The organism is Novosphingobium hassiacum, from assembly GCF_014196055.1.
Lineage (GTDB): Bacteria > Pseudomonadota > Alphaproteobacteria > Sphingomonadales > Sphingomonadaceae > Novosphingobium > Novosphingobium hassiacum.
On the sequence record NZ_JACICY010000010.1, the window covers coordinates 22,266 to 42,717 of the forward strand.

20 protein-coding genes are annotated in these 20,452 nt (G+C 60.4%); 8 read left to right on the forward strand and 12 right to left on the reverse strand.

What is annotated here, in order from left to right:
- Positions 1-48: 48 nt before the first annotated feature.
- Both GGQ88_RS16845 and GGQ88_RS16850 read right to left on the reverse strand, forming a co-directional pair.
- Positions 49-1,104: a DUF2889 domain-containing protein gene (locus GGQ88_RS16845; RefSeq protein ID WP_183614620.1), complete on the reverse strand. Its 1,056-nt coding sequence runs from the start codon at positions 1,102-1,104 to the stop codon at positions 49-51.
- Positions 1,105-1,191: 87 nt separating this feature from the next.
- Entirely contained in the window at positions 1,192-2,076 is an 885-nt protein-coding gene (locus GGQ88_RS16850) for a LysR family transcriptional regulator (RefSeq protein ID WP_183614621.1), read from the reverse strand.
- Between the two features lie 198 nt (positions 2,077-2,274).
- Between GGQ88_RS16850 and GGQ88_RS16855 the strand changes: the two genes are divergently transcribed.
- The 8 genes from GGQ88_RS16855 to GGQ88_RS16890 all read left to right on the forward strand — a co-directional run bounded on the left by GGQ88_RS16855 (position 2,275) and on the right by GGQ88_RS16890 (position 9,467).
- The gene (locus tag GGQ88_RS16855) at positions 2,275-3,075 is read left to right on the forward strand and encodes a glucose 1-dehydrogenase (RefSeq protein ID WP_183614622.1); all 801 of its coding nucleotides are present in this window, start codon (positions 2,275-2,277) and stop codon (positions 3,073-3,075) included.
- A 46-nt stretch (positions 3,076-3,121) separates the two neighbouring features.
- Complete coding sequence (locus GGQ88_RS16860; RefSeq protein ID WP_183614623.1) at positions 3,122-3,490, forward strand: EthD domain-containing protein; 369 nt, start codon at positions 3,122-3,124, stop codon at positions 3,488-3,490.
- A 480-nt stretch (positions 3,491-3,970) separates the two neighbouring features.
- Positions 3,971-5,401 carry an aromatic ring-hydroxylating oxygenase subunit alpha gene (locus GGQ88_RS16865; protein ID WP_183614624.1) on the forward strand — a complete coding sequence of 477 codons (1,431 nt, stop codon included), beginning with the start codon at positions 3,971-3,973 and terminating at the stop codon, positions 5,399-5,401.
- A 152-nt stretch (positions 5,402-5,553) separates the two neighbouring features.
- The gene (locus GGQ88_RS16870; protein ID WP_183614625.1) at positions 5,554-5,943 is read left to right on the forward strand and encodes a nuclear transport factor 2 family protein; all 390 of its coding nucleotides are present in this window, start codon (positions 5,554-5,556) and stop codon (positions 5,941-5,943) included.
- Between the two features lie 27 nt (positions 5,944-5,970).
- Positions 5,971-6,357 (forward strand): EthD domain-containing protein, encoded by a 387-nt coding sequence (locus GGQ88_RS16875; protein WP_183614626.1) that lies wholly within the window; start codon positions 5,971-5,973, stop codon positions 6,355-6,357.
- 8 nt (positions 6,358-6,365) lie between these two features.
- Positions 6,366-7,982, forward strand: a complete 1,617-nt coding sequence (locus GGQ88_RS16880; protein WP_221214738.1) for an AMP-binding protein — start codon at positions 6,366-6,368, stop codon at positions 7,980-7,982.
- A 29-nt stretch (positions 7,983-8,011) separates the two neighbouring features.
- Positions 8,012-9,001 (forward strand): quinone oxidoreductase family protein, encoded by a 990-nt coding sequence (locus GGQ88_RS16885; RefSeq protein WP_183614628.1) that lies wholly within the window; start codon positions 8,012-8,014, stop codon positions 8,999-9,001.
- 49 nt (positions 9,002-9,050) lie between these two features.
- Positions 9,051-9,467 (forward strand): nuclear transport factor 2 family protein, encoded by a 417-nt coding sequence (locus GGQ88_RS16890; RefSeq protein ID WP_183614629.1) that lies wholly within the window; start codon positions 9,051-9,053, stop codon positions 9,465-9,467.
- A 63-nt stretch (positions 9,468-9,530) separates the two neighbouring features.
- Here the strand turns inward: GGQ88_RS16890 and GGQ88_RS16895 are convergent, their stop codons facing one another.
- The 10 genes from GGQ88_RS16895 to GGQ88_RS16940 form a co-directional block, all read right to left on the reverse strand.
- Complete coding sequence (locus tag GGQ88_RS16895) at positions 9,531-10,343, reverse strand: enoyl-CoA hydratase/isomerase family protein (RefSeq protein ID WP_343057255.1); 813 nt, start codon at positions 10,341-10,343, stop codon at positions 9,531-9,533.
- 3 nt (positions 10,344-10,346) lie between these two features.
- Positions 10,347-11,408, reverse strand: coding sequence for an acyl-CoA dehydrogenase family protein (locus GGQ88_RS16900; protein ID WP_183614630.1), 1,062 nt, complete (start codon positions 11,406-11,408; stop codon positions 10,347-10,349).
- The gene (locus tag GGQ88_RS16905; protein WP_183614631.1) at positions 11,405-12,595 is read right to left on the reverse strand and encodes an acyl-CoA dehydrogenase family protein; all 1,191 of its coding nucleotides are present in this window, start codon (positions 12,593-12,595) and stop codon (positions 11,405-11,407) included. The genes GGQ88_RS16900 and GGQ88_RS16905 overlap by 4 nt, the downstream gene beginning before the upstream one ends.
- Positions 12,596-12,615: 20 nt before the next feature.
- Positions 12,616-13,416 (reverse strand): crotonase/enoyl-CoA hydratase family protein, encoded by an 801-nt coding sequence (locus GGQ88_RS16910; protein WP_183614632.1) that lies wholly within the window; start codon positions 13,414-13,416, stop codon positions 12,616-12,618.
- Positions 13,413-14,174 carry an SDR family NAD(P)-dependent oxidoreductase gene (locus GGQ88_RS16915; RefSeq protein ID WP_183614633.1) on the reverse strand — a complete coding sequence of 254 codons (762 nt, stop codon included), beginning with the start codon at positions 14,172-14,174 and terminating at the stop codon, positions 13,413-13,415. The genes GGQ88_RS16910 and GGQ88_RS16915 overlap by 4 nt, the downstream gene beginning before the upstream one ends.
- 13 nt (positions 14,175-14,187) lie before the next feature.
- A complete protein-coding gene (locus GGQ88_RS16920; protein ID WP_183614634.1) occupies positions 14,188-15,369 on the reverse strand; it encodes a thiolase family protein in 1,182 nt (393 codons plus the stop codon).
- Positions 15,370-15,496: 127 nt separating this feature from the next.
- Positions 15,497-16,660 carry an NADH:flavin oxidoreductase gene (locus GGQ88_RS16925; protein WP_183614635.1) on the reverse strand — a complete coding sequence of 388 codons (1,164 nt, stop codon included), beginning with the start codon at positions 16,658-16,660 and terminating at the stop codon, positions 15,497-15,499.
- Positions 16,661-16,777: 117 nt separating this feature from the next.
- The gene (locus tag GGQ88_RS16930; RefSeq protein WP_221214739.1) at positions 16,778-18,343 is read right to left on the reverse strand and encodes a long-chain-fatty-acid--CoA ligase; all 1,566 of its coding nucleotides are present in this window, start codon (positions 18,341-18,343) and stop codon (positions 16,778-16,780) included.
- A 4-nt stretch (positions 18,344-18,347) separates the two neighbouring features.
- Entirely contained in the window at positions 18,348-19,106 is a 759-nt protein-coding gene (locus GGQ88_RS16935; RefSeq protein WP_183614636.1) for a crotonase/enoyl-CoA hydratase family protein, read from the reverse strand.
- A 36-nt stretch (positions 19,107-19,142) separates the two neighbouring features.
- The gene (locus GGQ88_RS16940; RefSeq protein ID WP_246386205.1) at positions 19,143-20,273 is read right to left on the reverse strand and encodes an acyl-CoA dehydrogenase family protein; all 1,131 of its coding nucleotides are present in this window, start codon (positions 20,271-20,273) and stop codon (positions 19,143-19,145) included.
- Positions 20,274-20,452: the final 179 nt, after the last annotated feature.

The following is a 20,452-nucleotide window of genomic DNA, read 5'->3' on the forward strand; positions in this document are numbered from 1 at the left end:
ACCTCGAATTGCCTTAGAAGATGAACGTTGGCCTGACCTGCAGCACGACTAGTCTGCAATGGAACCTTTCGCCGCCTCCCGCGCCGCAAGCGAAGAGGCAAGGACGGTGATGTCCTGAAGCGCGCGCAACATGTCGTTGAGGTGCGTGCAGCCTGCAGACCCTCGCAAGTGGAGCAGCACCTGATCGCGCAGTTCGTGCGCGCTGCGACCGACGAGCACTTGTGCGGTGGCAGGCGCAGCCTGACAGGTAACATAGGGAAGCACATGCGGTGACACGGCAATCTGTCCCAGTTGCAGCGTCTTTGCATCGAATTTCGCAAGAATACCGTATTCGTGGAAAATCACACGCTGCGCTATGTTGCCCTGAATAACGCTGCTGTCCTGAAACCAGGCATCGACAACCAGTTCATCGTCCTCCCGCCAGATGTCGGTCCGTCGCAGCCGCCATTCGTTGGGTTGGTCTGTCTCGATCAGGGCGTGAAAGCCCGTGCGATCCTCAATCGGCAAGGGGAGCGGTCCTACCGGATGATTGGCATGGTCTTCGATGCCCTGCCCTGCTGCGCTCATGGAAGAAGAGCCCTGCACATAGCTCAGGCAGACGCCTTCGACAGGCCGGTTCGCCAGCGAATCGACGCCGATTCTTGCTGAGTGCCCCTCGATGCCATCCTTCCATGCATACCAGGCTGCAGTGGACATGAAGGACGCTCCCGCAAGATCGTCGAGCAGGCGATGCAGCAGCGTCTCGCCCCGCACCTCCTCCGGCAATTCGTGCGCCACGGCCTTTCGGAGTTCGCCACCTGACCGCATCCCGCCGAATCCGGCCAGCGTCTCCTGCCTGCGGTCTCCGATAAGCGAGACAATGCGGCCGTCCTTGCCGATCGTTGCCTCGATCGATGCTTCCCCGAGAATTTCCGGCGCAGGATTGCCCTTGCCCACCACATCGCGTGCCCGGCCGACGATGCGGTATCGGCTCTCGTCGCCGACCGACCAGAGGACCTGCATCGAGCTGGTGCGCCGCACGACGCCGCTCTTGAGCGGGGGCTGGCGAACGGCAGGATGGTTCAGGACTGCGGCTTGCTTGCTCAGGGGTGTGGCCGTGGTCATTGCATATCGGTCTTTCTGGCTACCAGTCCTGCGCATCCTGATAGGGGAAGCGTGGCCCGGCTTGTGTTCAAAGTTATTGAAGGGGGATCAAAATTCGTCGGCGGGTGAGACCAGCCTTTCATTGATCCACGCAGCAAAGGCCCGAGCCAGCCTGACATTGCCAACCTCGTTGATCTTGATTCCAAGCGGCGGCGAAAAATTGCAGGCGATGGCAAATGGTTCGACCAGTAGACCGGCAGCACGGTAGCCTGCGGTAAGACTCCGCATGCCGATGCCGAAGCCCCTGCCCTCCAGTACCGCAGGGTATAGAAGCGCCTGATCGTCGAGTGCCAGGGCAGGTGGTGGAATCTCCTCGTCCACGCCTGCTGCAAGAAACCACTCGTTCCAGCCTTTCAAGCTGGGAATGGTGTCGATCAACGGCGAGCGCAAAAGGTCGCGCGGCTCGGTCACCGGGTTGGCAGCAAGCAGTGCCGGGCTGCATACGACAGAAATGGCGATATTCATCAAAAGCTCGACATTTGCTCTCTGATGCAACGCGGTCAGCGGCACGATGCTAACATCGACACTTGCCGAGCGGCGACGACCGCTGCTGAGCAATTCGATGCGGATGCCGGGATGCCTGCCTTGGAACTGACCAAGATGCTGCAGGAACCAGCCATTGAGCAAGGGTGGAGCCGCGATACGCAAGAGCGGGCGGGCCGGCTCGCCGCGCGATGCCATGGTCGCGTCCTGCAGCAGCCGTATGCCGGGCCTGAGCCTTTCCAGAAAGGCCGTGCCAGCGTCGGTCAGGCGCAGACGGCGGTGGCCACGATCGAACAGCTGCAGGCCAACTTCCTGTTCCAAAACCTGAATCCGATGGCTGATAGCCGAAACGGTCACATTCAAGCGCTCCGAGGCCAGGCGGTAGTTAAGCACTTCAGCCACGCACAGGAACGTCTCGATGCCGCGCAATGAAGGAAGCCGGTTTGCCATGGCTGCGGTTATCGACAGCCTGCGCGGCATTGGCAACCAGTCCGCAGGCTCCCCATGGGGCAGTTTCGGCGCATGCTCATGACGCCTGCGTCCATGGCGCTTGCTTACAGATGTGAAATGGCGCGCCAGGTTCTTCAGACTCGGCCGAATGGCCCATGTCCGCCCTTCAAGAACGCACCCCACAGAGGGAGCCCAAGCGTGACGGAGAGGATCGAAATGGCGACCGCAAGCAAGAAGGCCCTTCTGGAGCTTGAAGGCAGAACCGCATTGGTCACAGGTGCCGGACAGGGGCTTGGGCGCGCAATTGCCCACATGCTCGCTGCCGCAGGAGCATCTGTCGTTGTCACGCATCGCAGGCTCGAAGGAGCAGGCGAAGTTGCAGCTGAAATCGTTGCTCTGGACGGCAAGGCGATGCCGTTGGAGCTCGACGTGACCGACATGGCCGCCCATGCCCGCGCGATCGAAGCGGGCGCGCAATGGACCGGCAACGTCGATCTTCTCGTCAATTGCGCCGGGGGCATGCACCCGTTCACGCCATTCCTGGACGTCGACGAAGCAACCTTCGACGATACACTCGCACGCAATCTTAAAGGGGCTTATTTCCTGAGCCAGGCATTTGCCCGCAATCTCGTAAAGGCCGGTCTGCCCGGTCGAATAGTCAACATAGCATCCACTGCCGCCACCAAGCCCGACTTCCAGCTTGCGGCATACAATGCATCCAAGGCCGCACTCGTCCAGTTCGGCCGATCGATCGCGACCGAACTCGCACCGCACGGGATACTCGTGAACACCGTAGCCCCCGGGCCCGTACGAACGACCAACACCCGCTGGATATATGACAATCCGGCATGGCAGAAAGTACTCAAGGAAAAAGTGCCCCTCGGAGGGCCGGCCGAAGCGGACGACGTTGCCGCTGCAGTCCTGTTCCTGTGCAGCCCCGCCGCCCGTCACATGACCGGCAGCACGATCACCGTGGATGGCGGGTTCACCTGCCTGTGACCGGATGCAAGCATTCCCGTCCTGTTTCTGAAAAAGGAGCCCATCGATGCTGAAAATGATCATTCTCATCCGGAAAAAGCCGGGAATGAGCCGCGACGACTTCATCCATCACTATGAAACCAGCCACGCCGTGATCGGCAAACGCCTGCTGGGGCACCTGTGGACGAAATATGTCCGGAACTATCCAATGTCCTTGATGGAATACCAGCCCGAGGAGAACTCGGTCGATGACAGCTACGACGCGGTGACCGAGATCTGGTTCAAGGATCAGGCAGATGTCGATGAAATGGCCCGCATCATTAACATTCCGGAAAACAACCGCTTGATTCTCGAGGACGAAGAAAAGTTCCAGGATCGCATCCACACGCGGCTCCTGATGGTCGAGGAGATAGACAACGGCACGGTTTTGGGCTGATTGCCAACGTCCGAATCCATGCGGACCCCAGCGTGGACAAGGCCTTCGCGGGCCCTCTTCAGACTATGCTGGGCTACCGCTTGGGCAAGTTTGCTCGTGGATCGAACGGTTTTGCAGTCTGCAGATGAAATGATCCCTTGCCATTGCATCTGCAGACAATGTGGCCCTCAACTATAGACCAAACCCAGCTTCTCTCGGACAAGGCAAGGGGTTACTCTGCACAACATCAGGCGCGGGAGACGCCAGCCAGATCGGAATTGACGGACTGAAGCTCGTCCGGTCACTGAAACAATGGTCGTACGGATACCGAACCAAGAGGCATCGGGCCGTCAGATCAAGCACTTCATGTGATCCAGGCGTCAGTTCTAAACTTCTCTGGCCTTCGTCGTCTCGCTCGAAAGCAGCTTGTGCAGTGAAGCGGTCGCAGCTTGTCCGCAGAACCAGCATGATACTTGAAACAAACGTCGAGAGGCGATCCTAATGACTGAGACAGTGGACCTCACCAAGTACGGCAACCGCAGCTACGTGCGGGCAGTGCTCGGAACCCAATTCGACGACATGCCGCAGTATGTCGATTTCCTGCGACGCGCGGGCGAGGAAGTGCCTGCCACAGCTGCCGATCGCGGCACGCACCGGCCCGAGAACAAGCCGCTACCCTATGAGTATTACCTCGACCCGAAGTACGTGCCCGAGGAAATCGAGAAGATCTGGAAGAAGAAGTGGCAGGTTGCCTGCCGCGAGGAAGACATTCCCAACATCGGTGACCGCGTTGCTTACGACGTCGGCCCGCTGTCTTTCCTGATCGTCCATTCGGGCGAGAACGAATTTTCTGCTTTCTGGAACAGCTGCCGCCATCGCGCTCGTCGTCTGTGCGGCAGCAAGCCCGAGTCGGGCGACATGGTGCAGTGCCCGTTCCATGCCTGGAGCTATGACCTCAAGGGCCAGCTCGCATGGGTACCGCGCCACGAGGAGTTCCCGAGCGCCAACGCCGAAAAGTTCAGCCTGCGCCCCGTGCAGTGCGACACTTGGGGCGGCAACGTGTTCATCAATCCCGACCTTGAAGCCGGCCCGCTTTCCGAAGCGCTCGGCGTGATGCCGAGCCACTATCTCGATTGCCCGCAGGAAGATCGCTATACAGCTGCCTGGATCCGCAAGAAGGTCAAGATCAACTGGAAGTCGGGCCTTGAGGCGTTCCTCGAAGGCTATCACGTGCTGACAACCCACCCGAGCGGCATGCCGATTTTCGGTTCGACCTATACACAGACCGATTGCTGGGACGATGGCAAGGCCAGCGTCAGCCGCCTGATCACTCCAGCGCTCGTGCCTGATGGCTGGGTCAAGGACGATGTTACCCCGCGCCTCGCGCTCGAACTGTTCTGCAACACCTATGGCCTGCCATTCCCCCCCGAGGGCGTGGGCAAGACCGTTGGCGAGGCACGTGCCTATGCTGCAAAAAAGACGGCCGAGCTGCATTTCAACGAACGCGGCGTCGATTTCAGCGACCGTTCGATTTCCTACCTGGTCGACATGCACCAATGGTTTGCATTCCCCGCACACTTCCCATGGTGGGGTGAGGGTCTTTCGTGGTGGTACAACTTCACGCCGCTGGGCGACAGCCCCGACGAATGCGTGATGGAGATCCGCTGGCTCCGGCCGATTGAGAAGGGTGCGCCGCGCCCGCCACTGCCCAAGTGCGTCGAAATCGATTTCCATGAGCAGGGCCGCGACTATCCCGAGACCGGCCAGGTCGGCTTCATCATGGATGAAGACATGGAAAACATGGAGGAAGTCCACCGCGGTATGAAGGCGGCAGACCCGGCCGTCGCGCGGCCGATCCTCGCCACCGAGCAGGAAATCCGCATCCGGCACTTCCACGAAGCCTATATCAAGGCGATGGATATCACGCTCTGATCACAGCGGATGGTCACTGGCTGCATGAGGGCGAATGCCTTGCGTGCAGCCAGTCTTGACTGCTGGCGCATAGGCACTCGCCGGAGTGGCGCGCAACGCGCAATTCGGCTCAACTGCCGGGGCGTGATTGTGAACCTGAAAGAGCCGCAGCAATGAAACCGGTAGAAGTTGTCAAGGCATCCTATGAAGCCATGCTTGATCGTGGCGATCTCGAAGCGTTTCTTGCGTTTTTCGCAGAGGACGGGGTCCTGCTCGAAGCCGACTCCCTCCCCTACGGGGGGCGGCACGTAGGCGTCGACGCCATTCGCACCGCCCTACTCCGGGTGGTGGAAACGTTCAGCGCTTTCTCGTTTAAGCCCGACGTGTTCACAACGGCGGACGAATGGGTGATTGCCTACGGGACGTTTTCAGTCACCGTGCGCAGCACCGGAAAGTCCGTCTCGTTCCCTCTGGCAGAAGCTACCCGCGTCGTCGATGGGAAGATCAAGCTGATCAATCCCGTTTACAGCGATACGGCTGCGATACTCGAAGCGCTTAAATAATCACACCCTGCAGGCTGGGAGAGAACTATGATCAAGATCATCTACTTCTTGAAGCGCAAGAACGGCATCACCCCTGAACAGTTCAAGCACCACTATGAAACGAGCCACGTGGTTCTGGCTAAGAAGTACATCGGCCACCTGCTAAAGGACTATGTCCGCAACTACCCCACCTTCGCGCTGCTCAATCCGAGCAACATCCCCGAAGGCACGGACCCTGTACCCTATGACATCGGCTATGACTGCATCACCGAAATGCATGTCGAGAACCAGGCTGCTGTCGAAGAAATGACCCGGATATTCAACGACCCGGCAGTTAATCCTATCCTTGTCGAAGACGAGCTCAAGTTTCTGGAGCGCGACCAGATTGTGATGATCACGGTCGACGTACTGAACAATGGCACAGCACTTGGATGATAAAGCCAGTGACTGCCAACGCACCCTATAGCGCGTCCCAGCGAGACACGGTTGTCGAACTGATTCAAAGGTCTGCGGCGAAGTATCCTGATCGTCCGTTCACGGTGATTGACGGTACGCCATATTCGTACGGCGAAGTCGATCGTAGATCGAACGCTATGGCAAGGGAACTCACCAGTCTTGGCGTGAAGGCCGGCCAGTGCGTGGTCACGTTGTTCGATACGAACATAGACGTGTTCACGTGCTGGTTCGCGATCAACAAGCTGGGTGCAGTATGGGTGCCGATCAACACCGCGTATCGTGGTGAATTCCTGCGGCACCAGGTGTCGGATACAGAAGCACGGATCGTGATCTGCGATGATCATTATCTCGAACGCTTCTCGCACATCGCTGCGTCATTGCCGGACGTGCAGCTGATCCTGACCCGGGGCGGCGCGACCGATCAGGGATGTCCAATCACGATCAAGCCACTCGATACCTGCCGCGGATCCGACAGCGCGCCGCTTCCGCTCGAAGTCAAACCCGCAGACCTTGCCGCGCTGATCTACACCTCGGGAACGACCGGCCCTTCGAAGGGCTGCATGATCTCGCACAATTACCTCACGGCCATCGGCAGGGTCAACCGGCGCTATACCTGGCTCGATGAGGGCCAGACGCTGTGGACCTGCCTGCCGGTTTTCCACGCGGCTGCGCTATGTGCTGTGCTATCGGTAATGGCGGATGGGTCGTGCATCGCCCTTGCCAGCCAATTCTCGCTTACCCGCTTCTGGGACGAGGTTGAGACATCGGGTGCGACATCTGCCATGCTCATGGCCTCGATCTTCGCGCTCGTTGCACAAGCCCCGGAATGCGAAGCCGAAAAGCGCTACCGCGGCAAGCTGAAGATGGTGTTCGGTGTCCCGATCACGCCGCCTGTCCGAAAGGTGTGGCAGGAGCGCTTCGGTGTAGAACTCGTGTCGAGCTGGTCTTATGGCCAGACCGAGGCGATCAGGATGACCGCTGTTCCCTTGGGGGAAACGCCGCCGGAGACTTGCGCCGGCCGCGCGGTGGACGAATACGAAATCCAGATCTTCGATGATCAGGACCAGCCCGTTCCGGAAGGGACCGTCGGGCAAATCGTCCTGCGGCCCCGGCATCCGGGCCTTATCTTCGATGGCTACTGGAAGCGTCCTGACTCTACGGCAGCAGCGTGGAAGAACCTGTGGATGCACACCGGGGACCTCGGCAAGATCATCGACGGCTACCTGTATTTCTGCGACCGGGCCAAGGACTACCTGCGCTCGCGTGGCGAAAACATCTCAAGCTTCGAGGTGGAGAGCTCCTTCCTCTCGCATCATGCCATTGCCGAAGTCGCGGTGCATGCCGTGGGCGAGCAGTCCACCGAAGATGAGCTCAAGGTGACTGCCGTGCTGCGCGAAGGTGCGCAGCTGACGGAGCACGAACTGTGCCTCTGGTCACTCGAGAACCTGCCGCACTTCGCGGTGCCGCGCTACATCGAGTTCCGCGACGCCCTTCCGAAGAACCCCACTGGCCGCGTGCTCAAGTACCAACTGCGCGATGAAGGCTGCACCCCGACATCATGGGATAGAGAGGCAGCGGGTATTTCTGTCCGCCGCCGCAAGTGACCCAATTCATATTGATAAAGGAAACTACCATGCGTGCGTGGATGATTGAAGAACAGAGCGGCGTCAGTTCGCTGAAGCAGGTCGAGGTCGACAAGCCCGTTGCAAGCGGCACCGAAATTCTCGTCAAGATGACGGCACCGGGCGTGATCCCGTTCGACGTCGCGATCGTCAACGACCAGAACGAGGCGAACTTCCCTCCTTGCTCACTGCCACTTATTCCGGGAAACCAGGGCGCCGGCATCGTCGAGGATGCAGGGACTTGCAATCGCCTCAAGGTTGGCGATCGGGTCATGTTCGGCGCGTTCCCTTATGGGTTTATGCGCGCAGGCAGCTGGGCAGAATACTGCACGGTCGAGCAGGACCACGCATGGAAGATCCCGGATTCGGTGAGCGACGGAGCTGCCGCGCAGGCGTCGGTCGCCTATCCCACCGCCTATCGCGCGCTGATGGAAGCAGGCTTTGCCGCAGGAAAGACCGTACTGGTGCCCGGTATCGGCGGTTCGGTCGGCAATGCCGGCTATCAACTCGCTCGCGCGCTGGGTGCTGCCAACGTTATCAGCACCACCAGTTCCTCTGCAAAGGCAGAGCAGGCCCGCGCTGCCGGGTTCGAAAACGTGATCGATCTGTCCAAGCAATCAATGGCCGAAGGCGTTCATGCCATGAACAACGGCGAGGGCGTTGACATTGTCATCGATTCACTCGGCGGCCAGATCCTTGCCGAGACGGCCAAGTGCATCAAGCGCTACAGCAAGATCATCTGCCTAGGGTTTGCTGCCGGGCGCGACAGCACGATCACACTGGCCGATCTGATCCTCTATCGCGGAAGCATTCAGGGTTATGGCGTCTACACGTGCACACCCGAGGAATGGGCCGACGCGTGGACGGTGTTCACCACGCTGGCTGACGAAGGCAAGATCAAGCCGCTGTTCGATCGCAGCTTCCCCTTCGATCAGGCACCAGAGGCGCTCGAATACATGGCCCACGCCCGGCCGTTTGGCGGCGTCGCGTTGAACTTCTGACGCAACAATCGAATCGCGCACAAACTGCGCCAAGTGGAGGAAATTCAAGATGAGCGATCTCGCAACCAACAAGAAGCTTGCCCGCGAATATATCGAACGCATCGGCCGCGGCGAAGTCGATGCCGTGGTCGATATGTTCACTGACGACGGTGCCATCATCGTTGAAAGCAAGACCATGCTTCCGCCCGAAGTGCGCGGCAAAGAAGCGCTGCGCGGGCTCCTGACCGCACTGCCGCAGATGTTCCCCGAGACTGGCCTCAAGATCATCATCGGTGACATCACTGCCGAAGACAATCGCGTCTCAATCCGGGCACATTCCGATGCGGTTCACGCTTCTGGCAAAAAATACCAGAACCGCTATCACTTCCTGCTCTATTTCCAGGACGGCAAGATCAGCAGCAGCCACGAATATCTCGACAGCCTGCATCTGACCGACGTCTTCTTCGACGGCGCACGTCCCGAATAAGCTACCTGGCTGGCGGTGCTCCGGGCAATCCGGCGCACCGCCTTAGCCAATTGAATTTTGGCGTTACCGGCCCTTGAAATCAGGTACCCGTCGGTCGGTGAAAGCGGCAGTTGCTTCCTTGTAATCGTCTGTCATCGACGCCAGAATCTGGGTGCGGTTCTCAAGCTCAAGAGCAGCACCAAAGCTCGGCGCATGCAAATTTTCCCAGAAAATCCGCTTCGTATGTTTGGTTGCAAAGGGACTGTTTGCAAGAATCTGCCTAGCCAGAGCTTCGGCGTCGTTCATCAGGGTATCACCGTCTGACAACGAGACGACCAAGCCGATTGCCAACGCTTCCTCAGCCAGCACGGGCCTGCCGGTAATCAGGATTTCGAAGGCCCGCGAAGCGCCAATCAGTCGCGGCAGCATATAGCTCATGCCGGTTTCGCCTGCCGTCAGCCCAAGCCGTACGGCAGCGTTCAGAAACTTGGCAGAGCGCGACGCCAAGCGCATGTCGGCCGCCAGCGCAAGCGCCATCCCGGCTCCGGCGCAGGGACCGTTCACCGCCGCGATCACAACCTGCGGCATGGCGCGAATGCGCGCTACCATGCCCGCAAACTGTTCCTGCCAGAACATGCGCTCCACCAGCCCAGAAGGCGCAGTGCGATTGCGCGCGTCAGCAGCCGCAACATCCTGGCCCGAGCAAAAACCACGCCCGGTGCCGGTCAGAATAACCGCGCGCACTTCGTCGCGCGCGGCTATCGAATCCAACGTATCGTTAAGCGCCATGACCGTCTCTCGGGTCAGCGCATTCAGTCGATCAGGCCGATTGAGGCGAACGACGACGATCTGGGGCGTCAGGTCCTGGACGACGAGGTCTGTCTCGATATCTGCCACCGCTCAGGGCTGCGCAGCCAGCGCCTGCCGACAGACGTCCGCAGCCACACGGTCACGAAGCTGATCGGGTGAACCGCCGAGAATTTGGTTCGTCAGAGCGCGCTTCAGGAACAGGTGCGAATTGTATTCCCACGTGAACCCGACGCCACCAAACAGCTGAACGCAATCTTCAGCCATGGCGGCATAGGCCTCGCAGGCCAGCAACCGCGATTGGGTTGCCAGCGCCGACCAGTCCCTCGTCCTTTGCGCAAACATCGCACTTGCGTGAACCGCCAGCGAACGCGCCAGCTCGATTGCAACCTTGTGATCTGCGGCGCGATGCTTGAGCGCTTGGAATGAGGCGATCGGACGCCCGAACTGCTGACGACCCAGCATGTACTCGACCGTCTCGGCAAGGCATTGCGCGGCACCGCCAACGCTGTCCCACGCCAGAGCGAGTTCGCTGTGCGCCAGCAGAACGGCCGCAGCCTCTGCCGTCTCGAGGCGAATGACTGCTTCGGAAACACCCTGACAGTCTACTGCACCCCATGACCTGCCAAGGTCCCAGGTGCTCACTTCCGTAACCGTCAGGCCTGCTGACTCGCGGGCAACAAGGACAGGTGTTGCGCCTTGGCCAGCAAAGAGAAAGTGCGTCGCTCCCGGCGCGCCAGCCACCATGGGCAGCTTGGCATTTGCCATCGTCTGACCAGCCTCGAGCCAGACCACCGCTATGCGCAAACTCTGCTCGACGATTGCAGCGGTGACTTCTTCGGCGGCACTCGTGCCTTCGGCCTGAAGCGCATCGATTGCTGCCATGGTGCCCGAAAGCCAGACCGGAGCCAGACTACGTCCGAGCTCCTCGTAGATAGGCGCCAGCACGTCGAAACGCTGACCGAGACCGCCTTGCCCCTCAGGCGCGGTGAGCTGATACCAGCCCAATTCGCTGACTTCCGCCTCTAGCGCGAGGGCTGGCTCTGCCCGACCTTCCCAGCCGGCACGCCGATCGACCTTGTCGGCCAGCAGGCGAACTGCAACGTCGCGCAGCTCTTCCGGGTCGATGCGCATTTCGTCAATGGTCGAAGTCATCCCAGCTTCTCCCGCGGCATGTTGAGGACTCTTTCGGCTACGATGTTGCGTTGGATCTCGTTGCTGCCACCGGCAATGTTGTATTGGTAGCTGTTCAGGAAATCGAACATCCAGTTGCCGGTTTCGTAGCCCGCGCCCAGTACATACCGGGTATCGCGCATGGCTGCATAACCCTTTAACCGAAGGCCAAGCGCAGTGAAATCGCGCGACAGGCGCGAATAGGCGAGCTTGAGGATGGACGCGTCACCGACAGCCTCCCGGCCTGCGATACGATTGGCCATCAGCGTGGCGAGCATCGCCCGCATTGCCTCGATCCGCGCCGAGATATCGACGATCGTACGTGCCACCGATGTATCGAGCATCGCGGTGTCGCCCGTTCCGCCCGTTGCAGCCAGCACCAGCCGCCACAGGGACAAGGCCATCCGTTCGGTCAGTTCCACCAGCGTCAGACCGCGTTCGGACGAGAGTGTGACTTGCGCCACCTTCCAGCCTTCGTTCTCCTTGCCGACAAGGTTTTCGACCGGGATCTCTACCTCATCGAGGAAAATCTCGGCAAACTCCTCATCCCCGGTGATCTGCTTGATCGGCCGAACGTCGACTCCCTTGGACTTCATGTCCATCAGCAGGAAAGTGATCCCGGCCTGCTTGGGACCACTGCTGTCGGTACGGACAAGCAAGAGGCACTGGTCGGCAAAGTGGCCAAGAGTAGACCAGATTTTCTGTCCTGAAACGATGTAGCGATCACCCTTGCGCTCTGCACGCGTGCGCAGGGCAGCAAGGTCCGAACCAGCACCAGGCTCGGAGAAGCCCTGACACCAGATCTCACCTTTAAGAATTGCCGGCAGATGGCGCGCGCGCTGGGCTTCGGTGCCACATTCCACCAGCGTCATGGCCGCGTGGTAGAGCGAGACGAAGAACAAACTCATCCGCGGCGCACCGCCCCGTGCCAGCTCTTCGAACATCGCGATCTGTTCGTTCAGCGAACGCCCGCCACCATGCCACTCACTGGGCCAGTGCGGCGTGGCATATCCCGCCTCGACCAGCTTGGCGAACCATTCGCGCTGCATGGCAAGGAAACTTGCAGTGTCATCGCCTGTTTGCCGCTCCCGCCAGTCCTGTGGGAGATTTTGCGCAAGCCAGCTGCGGACTTCGGTCCGCAACTGCGCCACGGCGTCCTGATCGCTCATCGGTTCAACCTTGTCCTGGCCTAGTTTCCGGTAAACGTCGGAGCACGCTTTTCGAAGAAGGCATCGACTGCCTCGGCGTGGTCCTTGGTCGTATGGCACAATGCCTGCGCCGCGGCAGATGCCTCGAGGATCGTCGACAGACTGGCAAGGCGGCTTTCGCGGATCAGCCGCTTGGTCATCCTCACGGCGTGAGGCGGATTGGCAGCAATCTGCAAAGCTATGGCTCTGGCCTCGTCCATAAGGGAATCGACCGGAACCACCTTTGAAACAAGGCCACATGCCAACGCCTCAGCGGCGGTCAGCAACTGGCCGGTAAAAGCCATTTCACTGGCCTTCGACCAACCAACAACGCGCGGCAGAAGCCATGCGCCGCCATCGCCGGGCACAATGCCCATCTTCACGAAACTCTCGGCAAACTTCGCCTTTTCAGACGCTATGCGAATGTCGCACATGCATGCCAGATCGCAACCTGCACCAATTGCCGGACCGTTAACTGCCGCGATTACCGGAACTTCAATGCTCTCGAACAGGATGGGCAGGCGCTGGATGCCATTGCGGTAATTGCGCCGCGTTGTCGTGGGTGACGGATCGTTCAGACCCCCGCCAAGACGCATCGAGGCAATGTCGCCACCAGTGGAGAAAGCCGATCCAGCGCCGGTAATGACCACCACGCGGCAGTCAATGTCCCGGTCCGCCTTTTCAATGACAGCACACAGGGCATCGATCACTGCCGCGTTCGAGATAGGATTGCGTGCCTCAGGCAGGTTCAGCGTAAGCGTGAGGACCCCGTCTTGCAGATCCGAAAGAACGACTTCGCTCATCGCGGTGGCATCCGGATAGCACCGTCGAGGCGGATCGTCTCACCGTTGAGCATCGGGTTCTCGATGATCTGCTGCGCAAGCAGCGCGAACTCGTCGGGACGGCCAAGCCGGCGCGGGTGCGGAACCGCAGCGGCCAGTGTTTCGCGAACTTCGGGCTTCACGCGCTGAAGGATCGGGGTGTCAAACGTACCCGGTGCGATCGTGCAAACGCGGACCTGATGGCTGGCAAGATCGCGCGCAGCAACGATGGTCATGCCCACGATGCCAGCCTTGGCAGAGGCATAAGGTATCTGGCCGATCTGCCCCTCAAACGCAGCGACCGAGGCGGTCAAGATGACCACGCCCCGCTCACCATCGATGTGCTCGGCCTTGGCCATGCGCGCTGCACCCAGGCGCAGCACGTTGAAGCTGCCCACCAGATTAAGGCGAACAACGCTTTCATAGATTTCCAGCGAGCCGGGGTTGCCGTCACGGTCAACTACGCGGATCGGCCCGCCGCGGCCGGCGCAATGCACGACAGCACGTAGTGTGCCCATCGCTTCAGCCGCATCGAACACTGCGTTCATCTGATCGGTGTCGGTCACGTCAGCGCGTACGAACTTTGTGCCGCCGCCGATTTCTGCCGCCACATCGTCGCCATTCTCGGCAAGATCAGCGATGACAACCTTGGCCCCGCCAGCGACAAGGCGCTCTGCTGTTGCGCGGCCGAGACCCGATGCGCCACCGGTGACGACTGCGACAATACCCTTGATTTCCATCCTAGATCCCCACTCAAATTCGTTCAATGATCGTCGCGTTGGCAAGGCCGCCCGCTTCACACATGGTCTGCAGGCCATACCGTCCGCCGGTTTCATGCAGGCCGTGGATCATCGAGGACATCAGGCGCGTGCCCGACGCTCCGAGCGGGTGACCAAGCGCAATCGCACCGCCGCGCGGATTGAGGCGCGCCGGATCGGCCTTCATTTCACGCTGCCAGGCAAGTGGAACGGGCGCGAACGCTTCGTTCACTTCAATGTGATCGATCTGTTCGATCGAGAGGCCTGCCTTTTTGAGCACGCGCTGCGTGGCCGGGATTGGCGCCGTGAGCATAAGCAGCGGATCATCACCGATGACGTCGAAAGCGACGAATCGGGCAAGCGGCTTGAGACCGAGGCGATTGGCAGTGGCTTCGGACATGACGAGCGCCGCCGATGCACCATCGGTGATCTGCGAACTGTTGCCAGCAGTGACCGACCAGTTGATCTCTGGGAAACGCTGGCCGAGTTCATCGTTGTTAAATGACGTCTTGAGCTGGGCAAGGCCTTCAGCCGTCGTCGTAGCGCGGATGGTTTCGTCCTGGCTGACTACGGTGCCATCGGCAGTACGAATGGGGATGATCTCGCGGGCAAGATTGCCGGCAACGCGGGCGCTTTCGGCCAGCTGATGCGAGCGGGCGGAATACTCGTCCATTTCCTCGCGGGAGATACCCCAGCGCGCTGCGATCAGTTCAGCCGAAATGCCCTGCCCCACTTGGCCCGGAAAGCGCGCTTCAAAGGCCACACCATGCGGATCGGCCCCAATTCGCGCCATACCCATCGGCACGCGGCTCATTGATTCGATCCCACCGGCAAGCACGATATCGTACGCGCCTGCTGCGATGCCCTGAGCCGCGAAGTGCACGGCCTGCTGGCTCGATCCGCAACGACGTTCGACCATCGTGCAGGGAACGTGTACGGGATAGCCCGCCCCCAGCCACGCAGTGCGGCCTACAGGAACGGCCTGCTCGCCTGCCTGACTGACGCAGCCCATGATCAGATCATCGACGGTGCCAGGATCGAGGTTGTTACGCTCAACCAGTCCAACCAATACCTGCATCAGCAGATCGGCGGGATGAAGCGAGGACAGCACACCGCCCATCTTTCCACGCCCCATAGGCGAGCGGGCGATATCGACGATAACGGGAACATTGGACATCGGCTTCTACCTTAGATCGCCCGACCCTTCAGCCGGATTAGCAATGTGAACGGTTTTCAGGGTGGGCATGCTCGCAATTGCGCGGTAGCGCCATCACGACGAGGTCCAGGAAAATCACGATTGCAACTCAGGACAAGATGCCGTCGTTTTCCATGTTGTAGGGCTCGGTCGCATCACCGTTGCGGAACTTGGTGGTCCACTGCGGATCACCGATGATTGCGCGACCCACGGCCACCAGATCGAACTCGCCCGCGTTGAAGCGATCAAACAATGGCCCGAAGTCTGATACGACGGCGGCGGCCTTGTCGCGATCGTACATGCCCTGGTTGATGCCCACGCCGCCAACGGCCATCGAAAGTTTGCCGGTAACCTTCTTCGCAACGCCTGCCAGCGATGCAGGATCACCTTCGAACCCGGCCCGATTGTAGTAGCGCACGCTGGCATCGAAAACATCGACGCCAGCGACGGCCAGCGGCATGAGAACCTCGCGCAGCTCGGCAGCATTGTCGGCCAGCGTCGCGCGGAAATCCTGCTGCTTCCACTGCGAAAAGCGGAAGAAGATCGGCATGCCTTCCCCGATTGCGGCGCGGATGCGGCGCACGATCTCGGCAGGGAAAGCCGACCGCTTTTCGCGGCTGCCGCCCCATCGGTCGGTGCGTTGGTTGGTGCCTTCCCACAGGAAGTTGTCGAGAAGATAGCCATGGCCACCGTGTAGCGCGATACCATCAAAACCGGCTTCCACCGCATTCACGGCACTGCGAACGAACGCTTCGATAGTATCCTCGATAAGCGCATCACTCATCGGATCGCCGATGTTAGGATCGGCCGGAATGCTCTTGGGATCGATCGAGGTCATCCGACCGAGCGGCCCCCAGATACCGGAAGGACTGACGCTTGCCACATCCGGGTAAGGTCCGGTCCCGGGCTTGCGCATGACGCCCTGATGCCAGAGCTGCGGGATGATCTTTGCCCCGTTGGCATGAACCTGGTCGACGACCTTGCGCCAACCTTCGATCGAAGCTGCGCTGCCCAGCAGCGGAATGTTGTTTTCACCAAGGCCTGCATCGCCCAGCGCCGCCGGATGATCGACCGCAACGCCCTCGGTCACGATCAGGCCAACGCCGCCCTCAGCGCGGCGGCGGTAGTATGCAACGACATCATCGGTCGGCACGCCGTCGGGACAGAAACCGCGGGTCATCGGCGACATGACGATGCGATTGCGCAAGTGCATGTCGCGAATTTCAAGCGGTTGGAACAGGGCCTCGCGGGTTGCGCTCTGCTGTTCAGTCATCGATGCCCATTCCTTCACGTCGGGATGATTTGTCTCAAGGCGCCCGTCTTGCCGCCTACGCGCGAACTGCCAATGCCCTTCCTGCGCGAGGCAATTGTGAATGCAATTCAGGGCAATTCAATTCACCCGGCGCTCATGCCCCTGCCAGAACGGTTCGCGCAGCACGCGGCGAAGCAATTTGTTGCCTGCATTGCGCGGCAGGGATTGGGCCAGCACCACCTGCTTGGGCAATTTGAAGCGGGCAAGCTTTCCATCAAGCCAGGCAAGCACCGAGGCCAGATCGGGGGACGTGCCCTCGCGGGGAACGATCAGCGCCACGACTTCCTCACCCCATCGCGCTGAAGGCGCACCGACAACGGCAACGTCGGCAACATCGGGGTGGCCGAAAATGGCATTCTCCACTTCGGCCGGATAAACATTCTCACCGCCGCTAATGATCATATCCTTCGCGCGATCAAGGACATAGAGGTAACCGTCGGCATCGATGCGCCCGATATCGCCGGTACGCATCCATCCGTCCGGACCAAATACCTCGGCGTTGGCATCGGGGCGCTTCCAGTAGCCGGGCATGACCGATCCTGATCGCACCACGATCTCGCCGGTGCTGTCAGCTCCCAGCAGGTTCCAGTCATCGTCGACAATGCCGATTTCGGCACCGGGCATTGCGGTTCCTGCCGAACGCAGTCGCCCGGGAACACCCGACGTGTGATCCGCAGGCTGAAGCGCCACGACGCCACCGGCGGCCTCGCTCATGCCATACATCTGCACGAAGCCACACCCGATCCGCGCGATCGCCTGGCGCAGAAGCGCTTCGGGAATGGGCGCTGCGCCATAAGTAATGTAGGCAAGCGACGAATAGTCCGCGCTGGCCGATTCCGGGTGTTCAAGCATGAGCTGCATGGCAGCGGGGGCCAGCAGGATGTGACTGATCCCTTCGCGGGCGATCAGACCGGGCAATGCTCCGGCTTCGAACTCGCGCGTGATGACAACCCGTGCACCTGCGTAAAAACCAAACAGCGCATAGGCGGTGCCAGCGATATGGGCGACGGGCAGCACCTGCCCGATCGTACAGCCCGGCGTCGGAAACCAGTCCAGACCCGCGCGATAACCGGGCTCTCGCAACGCGAGCATGTTCCGGTTGGTCAGCATGGCCCCTTTGGGCCGTCCCGTCGTTCCCGAAGTATAGACCTGAAAAACCACGGCTTGCGGATCGACCCCATATGCAGGCAATGCTGCGCCATCGCTCCGATCTTCAAGCATGGCACGGTCAAGCAGTCGATGCGGCAATCCGCGAGCCCCCACCAAGCGCGCGGCGAGCGCGGCAAACTCCGCGTCGCTGAAGAGGCAGGCCATCTCGGAATCGGCGACGATGTAAGCCAGTTCGTCTTCGGACAGGCGCCAATTGAGCGGAACGAGTACACATCCCAGCCGGGCGACCGCAAAGAACAACGCAAAGTAATAATCGCTGTTCTTGCCGAGGTAGCCAATCCTGTCGCCCGAGTTGTGCCCTTGCCCAACAAGCGCAGCGGCCACCGCAGCCGCCTGCCCGGACAGCTCGCGATAGGTCGTGGACCGCCCTTCGAACAGGGTAGCCACCTGATCGGGGGTCTGTTCGGCATGACAGGAAAGAACCGACCACACGGTCGTCATCCGCTCGTGGTCGAGTCTTGCCTGTCCGTTCATACTTTCAGCATCCTTTCCAGACCGGCTTGCGCTTTTCTGCAAAGGCAGCTGCACCTTCACGCGCATCGGCCGAGGCAAAGACCGGCGCAGTGATCTCGAACTGCCGTTCGAACAGTTCGGCTTCGGACCATTCAAGGCTTTCCTTGAGTACACGGCGACTGACCGCAACGGCCATGGGGCCATTGGCCGCGATAACCTGTGCCAGCTTGATCGCCTCGGCCAGGGCCTGCCCTTCCTCGACGACACGGTTTACCAGACCGGCATCTGCCAGCCGCTCGACCGGATAGATCTCGCCCGTCAGCACGAATTCTGCGGCAAGCTTCACCGGCATCTGCCGCGGCAAACGCACCAGTCCGCCTGCGTTGGCCACAAGCCCACGCTTCACTTCGGTGAGGCCGAACTTGGCCGTGCTTCCCGCAACGACCATGTCGCAGGCCAGCATGATCTCGAAACCACCCGCCAGCGCGTACCCTTCGACTGCGGCGATGAAAGGCTTCTGTAGATCAGACTGGGTCATACCGGCAAAACCCGTTTGCGGCAGACGTACCACTTCGCCGCGCAAGAAGGCCTTGAGGTCCATGCCGGCACAGAAATTGCCGCCAGCGCCAGTGATCACTGCGCAACGGATGGCTGGATCGGTGTTGACCTGTTGCGCTGCCGCCTCAACCGCCAGGGCTGTCTCGCGATCAATCGCGTTCCGCGCTTCGGGACGATTGATGGTGATGACCGCAACGCCATCGTCGATCTGGAATTCAATCGGCATGCAACTCTCCGTTCAGGATTTTTCTGTTCATTTCGATCAGATCGATCGTGCAATCAGCAGCTTCATCACTTCGCTTGCGCCGCCGTAGATGCGGAAGGCGCGGGCATCCTTGTACATTTCTGCAATGGGATATTCGGTCATGTATCCGTAGCCGCCGAACAGTTGCAGGCATTCGTCAACCACGAAGGCCTGAGCCTCGGTCACGAACAACTTGGCCATTGAGGCAGTTGCCGCATCGAGTTCGCCGGCCAGCAGCCGCTCGGTGCAATTGTACAGGAAAGCCTTGGCAACTGTTGCCCGCGTCTTGCATTCGGCCAGCTTGAACTTGGTGTTCTGCTGATCGAACAGAGTGCCACCGAACATCTTGCGCGCCTTGCAGTGCTCCACTGTCACTTCCAGCGCGGCTTCCATCATGCCCATGGCCTGCCAGGCAATGACCAAACGCTCCTTGGGCAGCTGCTCCATCAGCATGCGGAAGCCCTGCCCTTCGACGCCCCCCAGCAGATTTTCGGCGGGGACACGCATGTCGTTGAAGAACAACTCGGCGGTGTCGCGCCCCTCCTGACCCAGCTTCTCAAGCAGACGGCCCCGCTCGAAGCCCTCGACCTTGTCGACCTCGACGACGAACAGCGAAATGCCCTTTGCGCCTGCATTCACGTCCGTCTTGGCGGCAACCACGACCAGCGAGCAGCCGTGCCCGTTCGAGATGAACGTCTTTTGCCCGTTGATCACGTAATCGTCGCCATCGCTCCGTGCCGTCGTGCGCATGCCCTGCAGGTCAGATCCCGCCCCAGGCTCGGTCATCGCCACCGCGAGCAAGGTTTCGCCCGAAATGGCCGAGGGCAGCCAGCGCTGGCACTGCTCGGGCGTTGCGTAATAGTAAAGATAGGGCGCCACCACCGTCGTGTGCAGCGAATAGGCGAAGTTCAGAGCGTTCTTCCGGCCCTGCCGCTCCATCACCACGGCATCGTAACGGAAATCCAGCCCAGACCCGCCATAAACTTCGGGAATGGTCGCGCCCAGAATGCCCGCATCGCCGGCCTTGCGCCAAGTATCATGTTCCACATACCCCTGTTCACGCCAGCGACGTTGCGCAGTCGGATCGGCGTGCTCATCCAGGAATTTGTCGACCATGTCCTCGAACATGCGGATGTCTTCATTGTCCATGAAACCGGGACGCGGGAGGTCGAACGCTGCCAAGGGTTTAGGTCCTGCTTTAAGATTGCCCACCACATCGCGGTCTCCCGCGAGCGAGGCTGGCTATAGCAGAAGGTCTTCAGGGCACTTGCCCCCAGCTGAATTGAGACGTTGCGGGACTTGCAAATCGAGTACGCAATGTCGTGGCA

Excerpts from the sequence above, each read along its gene's own strand:
- GGQ88_RS16940 (WP_246386205.1), bottom strand. The coding sequence starts at position 20,273 with ATGGACAATGAAGACATCCGCATGTTCGAGGACATGGTCGACAAATTC.
- GGQ88_RS16920 (WP_183614634.1), bottom strand. The coding sequence starts at position 15,369 with ATGTCCAATGTTCCCGTTATCGTCGATATCGCCCGCTCGCCTATGGGG.
- GGQ88_RS16845 (WP_183614620.1), bottom strand. The coding sequence starts at position 1,104 with ATGACCACGGCCACACCCCTGAGCAAGCAAGCCGCAGTCCTGAACCAT.
- GGQ88_RS16930 (WP_221214739.1), bottom strand. The coding sequence starts at position 18,343 with ATGAACGGACAGGCAAGACTCGACCACGAGCGGATGACGACCGTGTGG.
- GGQ88_RS16905 (WP_183614631.1), bottom strand. The coding sequence starts at position 12,595 with ATGAGCGATCAGGACGCCGTGGCGCAGTTGCGGACCGAAGTCCGCAGC.
- GGQ88_RS16850 (WP_183614621.1), bottom strand. The coding sequence starts at position 2,076 with ATGGCAAACCGGCTTCCTTCATTGCGCGGCATCGAGACGTTCCTGTGC.
- GGQ88_RS16870 (WP_183614625.1), top strand. The coding sequence starts at position 5,554 with ATGAAACCGGTAGAAGTTGTCAAGGCATCCTATGAAGCCATGCTTGAT.
- GGQ88_RS16875 (WP_183614626.1), top strand. The coding sequence starts at position 5,971 with ATGATCAAGATCATCTACTTCTTGAAGCGCAAGAACGGCATCACCCCT.
- GGQ88_RS16925 (WP_183614635.1), bottom strand. The coding sequence starts at position 16,660 with ATGACTGAACAGCAGAGCGCAACCCGCGAGGCCCTGTTCCAACCGCTT.
- GGQ88_RS16935 (WP_183614636.1), bottom strand. The coding sequence starts at position 19,106 with ATGCCGATTGAATTCCAGATCGACGATGGCGTTGCGGTCATCACCATC.
- GGQ88_RS16865 (WP_183614624.1), top strand. The coding sequence starts at position 3,971 with ATGACTGAGACAGTGGACCTCACCAAGTACGGCAACCGCAGCTACGTG.
- GGQ88_RS16860 (WP_183614623.1), top strand. The coding sequence starts at position 3,122 with ATGCTGAAAATGATCATTCTCATCCGGAAAAAGCCGGGAATGAGCCGC.
- GGQ88_RS16890 (WP_183614629.1), top strand. The coding sequence starts at position 9,051 with ATGAGCGATCTCGCAACCAACAAGAAGCTTGCCCGCGAATATATCGAA.
- GGQ88_RS16915 (WP_183614633.1), bottom strand. The coding sequence starts at position 14,174 with ATGGAAATCAAGGGTATTGTCGCAGTCGTCACCGGTGGCGCATCGGGT.
- GGQ88_RS16900 (WP_183614630.1), bottom strand. The coding sequence starts at position 11,408 with ATGACTTCGACCATTGACGAAATGCGCATCGACCCGGAAGAGCTGCGC.
- GGQ88_RS16910 (WP_183614632.1), bottom strand. The coding sequence starts at position 13,416 with ATGAGCGAAGTCGTTCTTTCGGATCTGCAAGACGGGGTCCTCACGCTT.
- GGQ88_RS16885 (WP_183614628.1), top strand. The coding sequence starts at position 8,012 with ATGCGTGCGTGGATGATTGAAGAACAGAGCGGCGTCAGTTCGCTGAAG.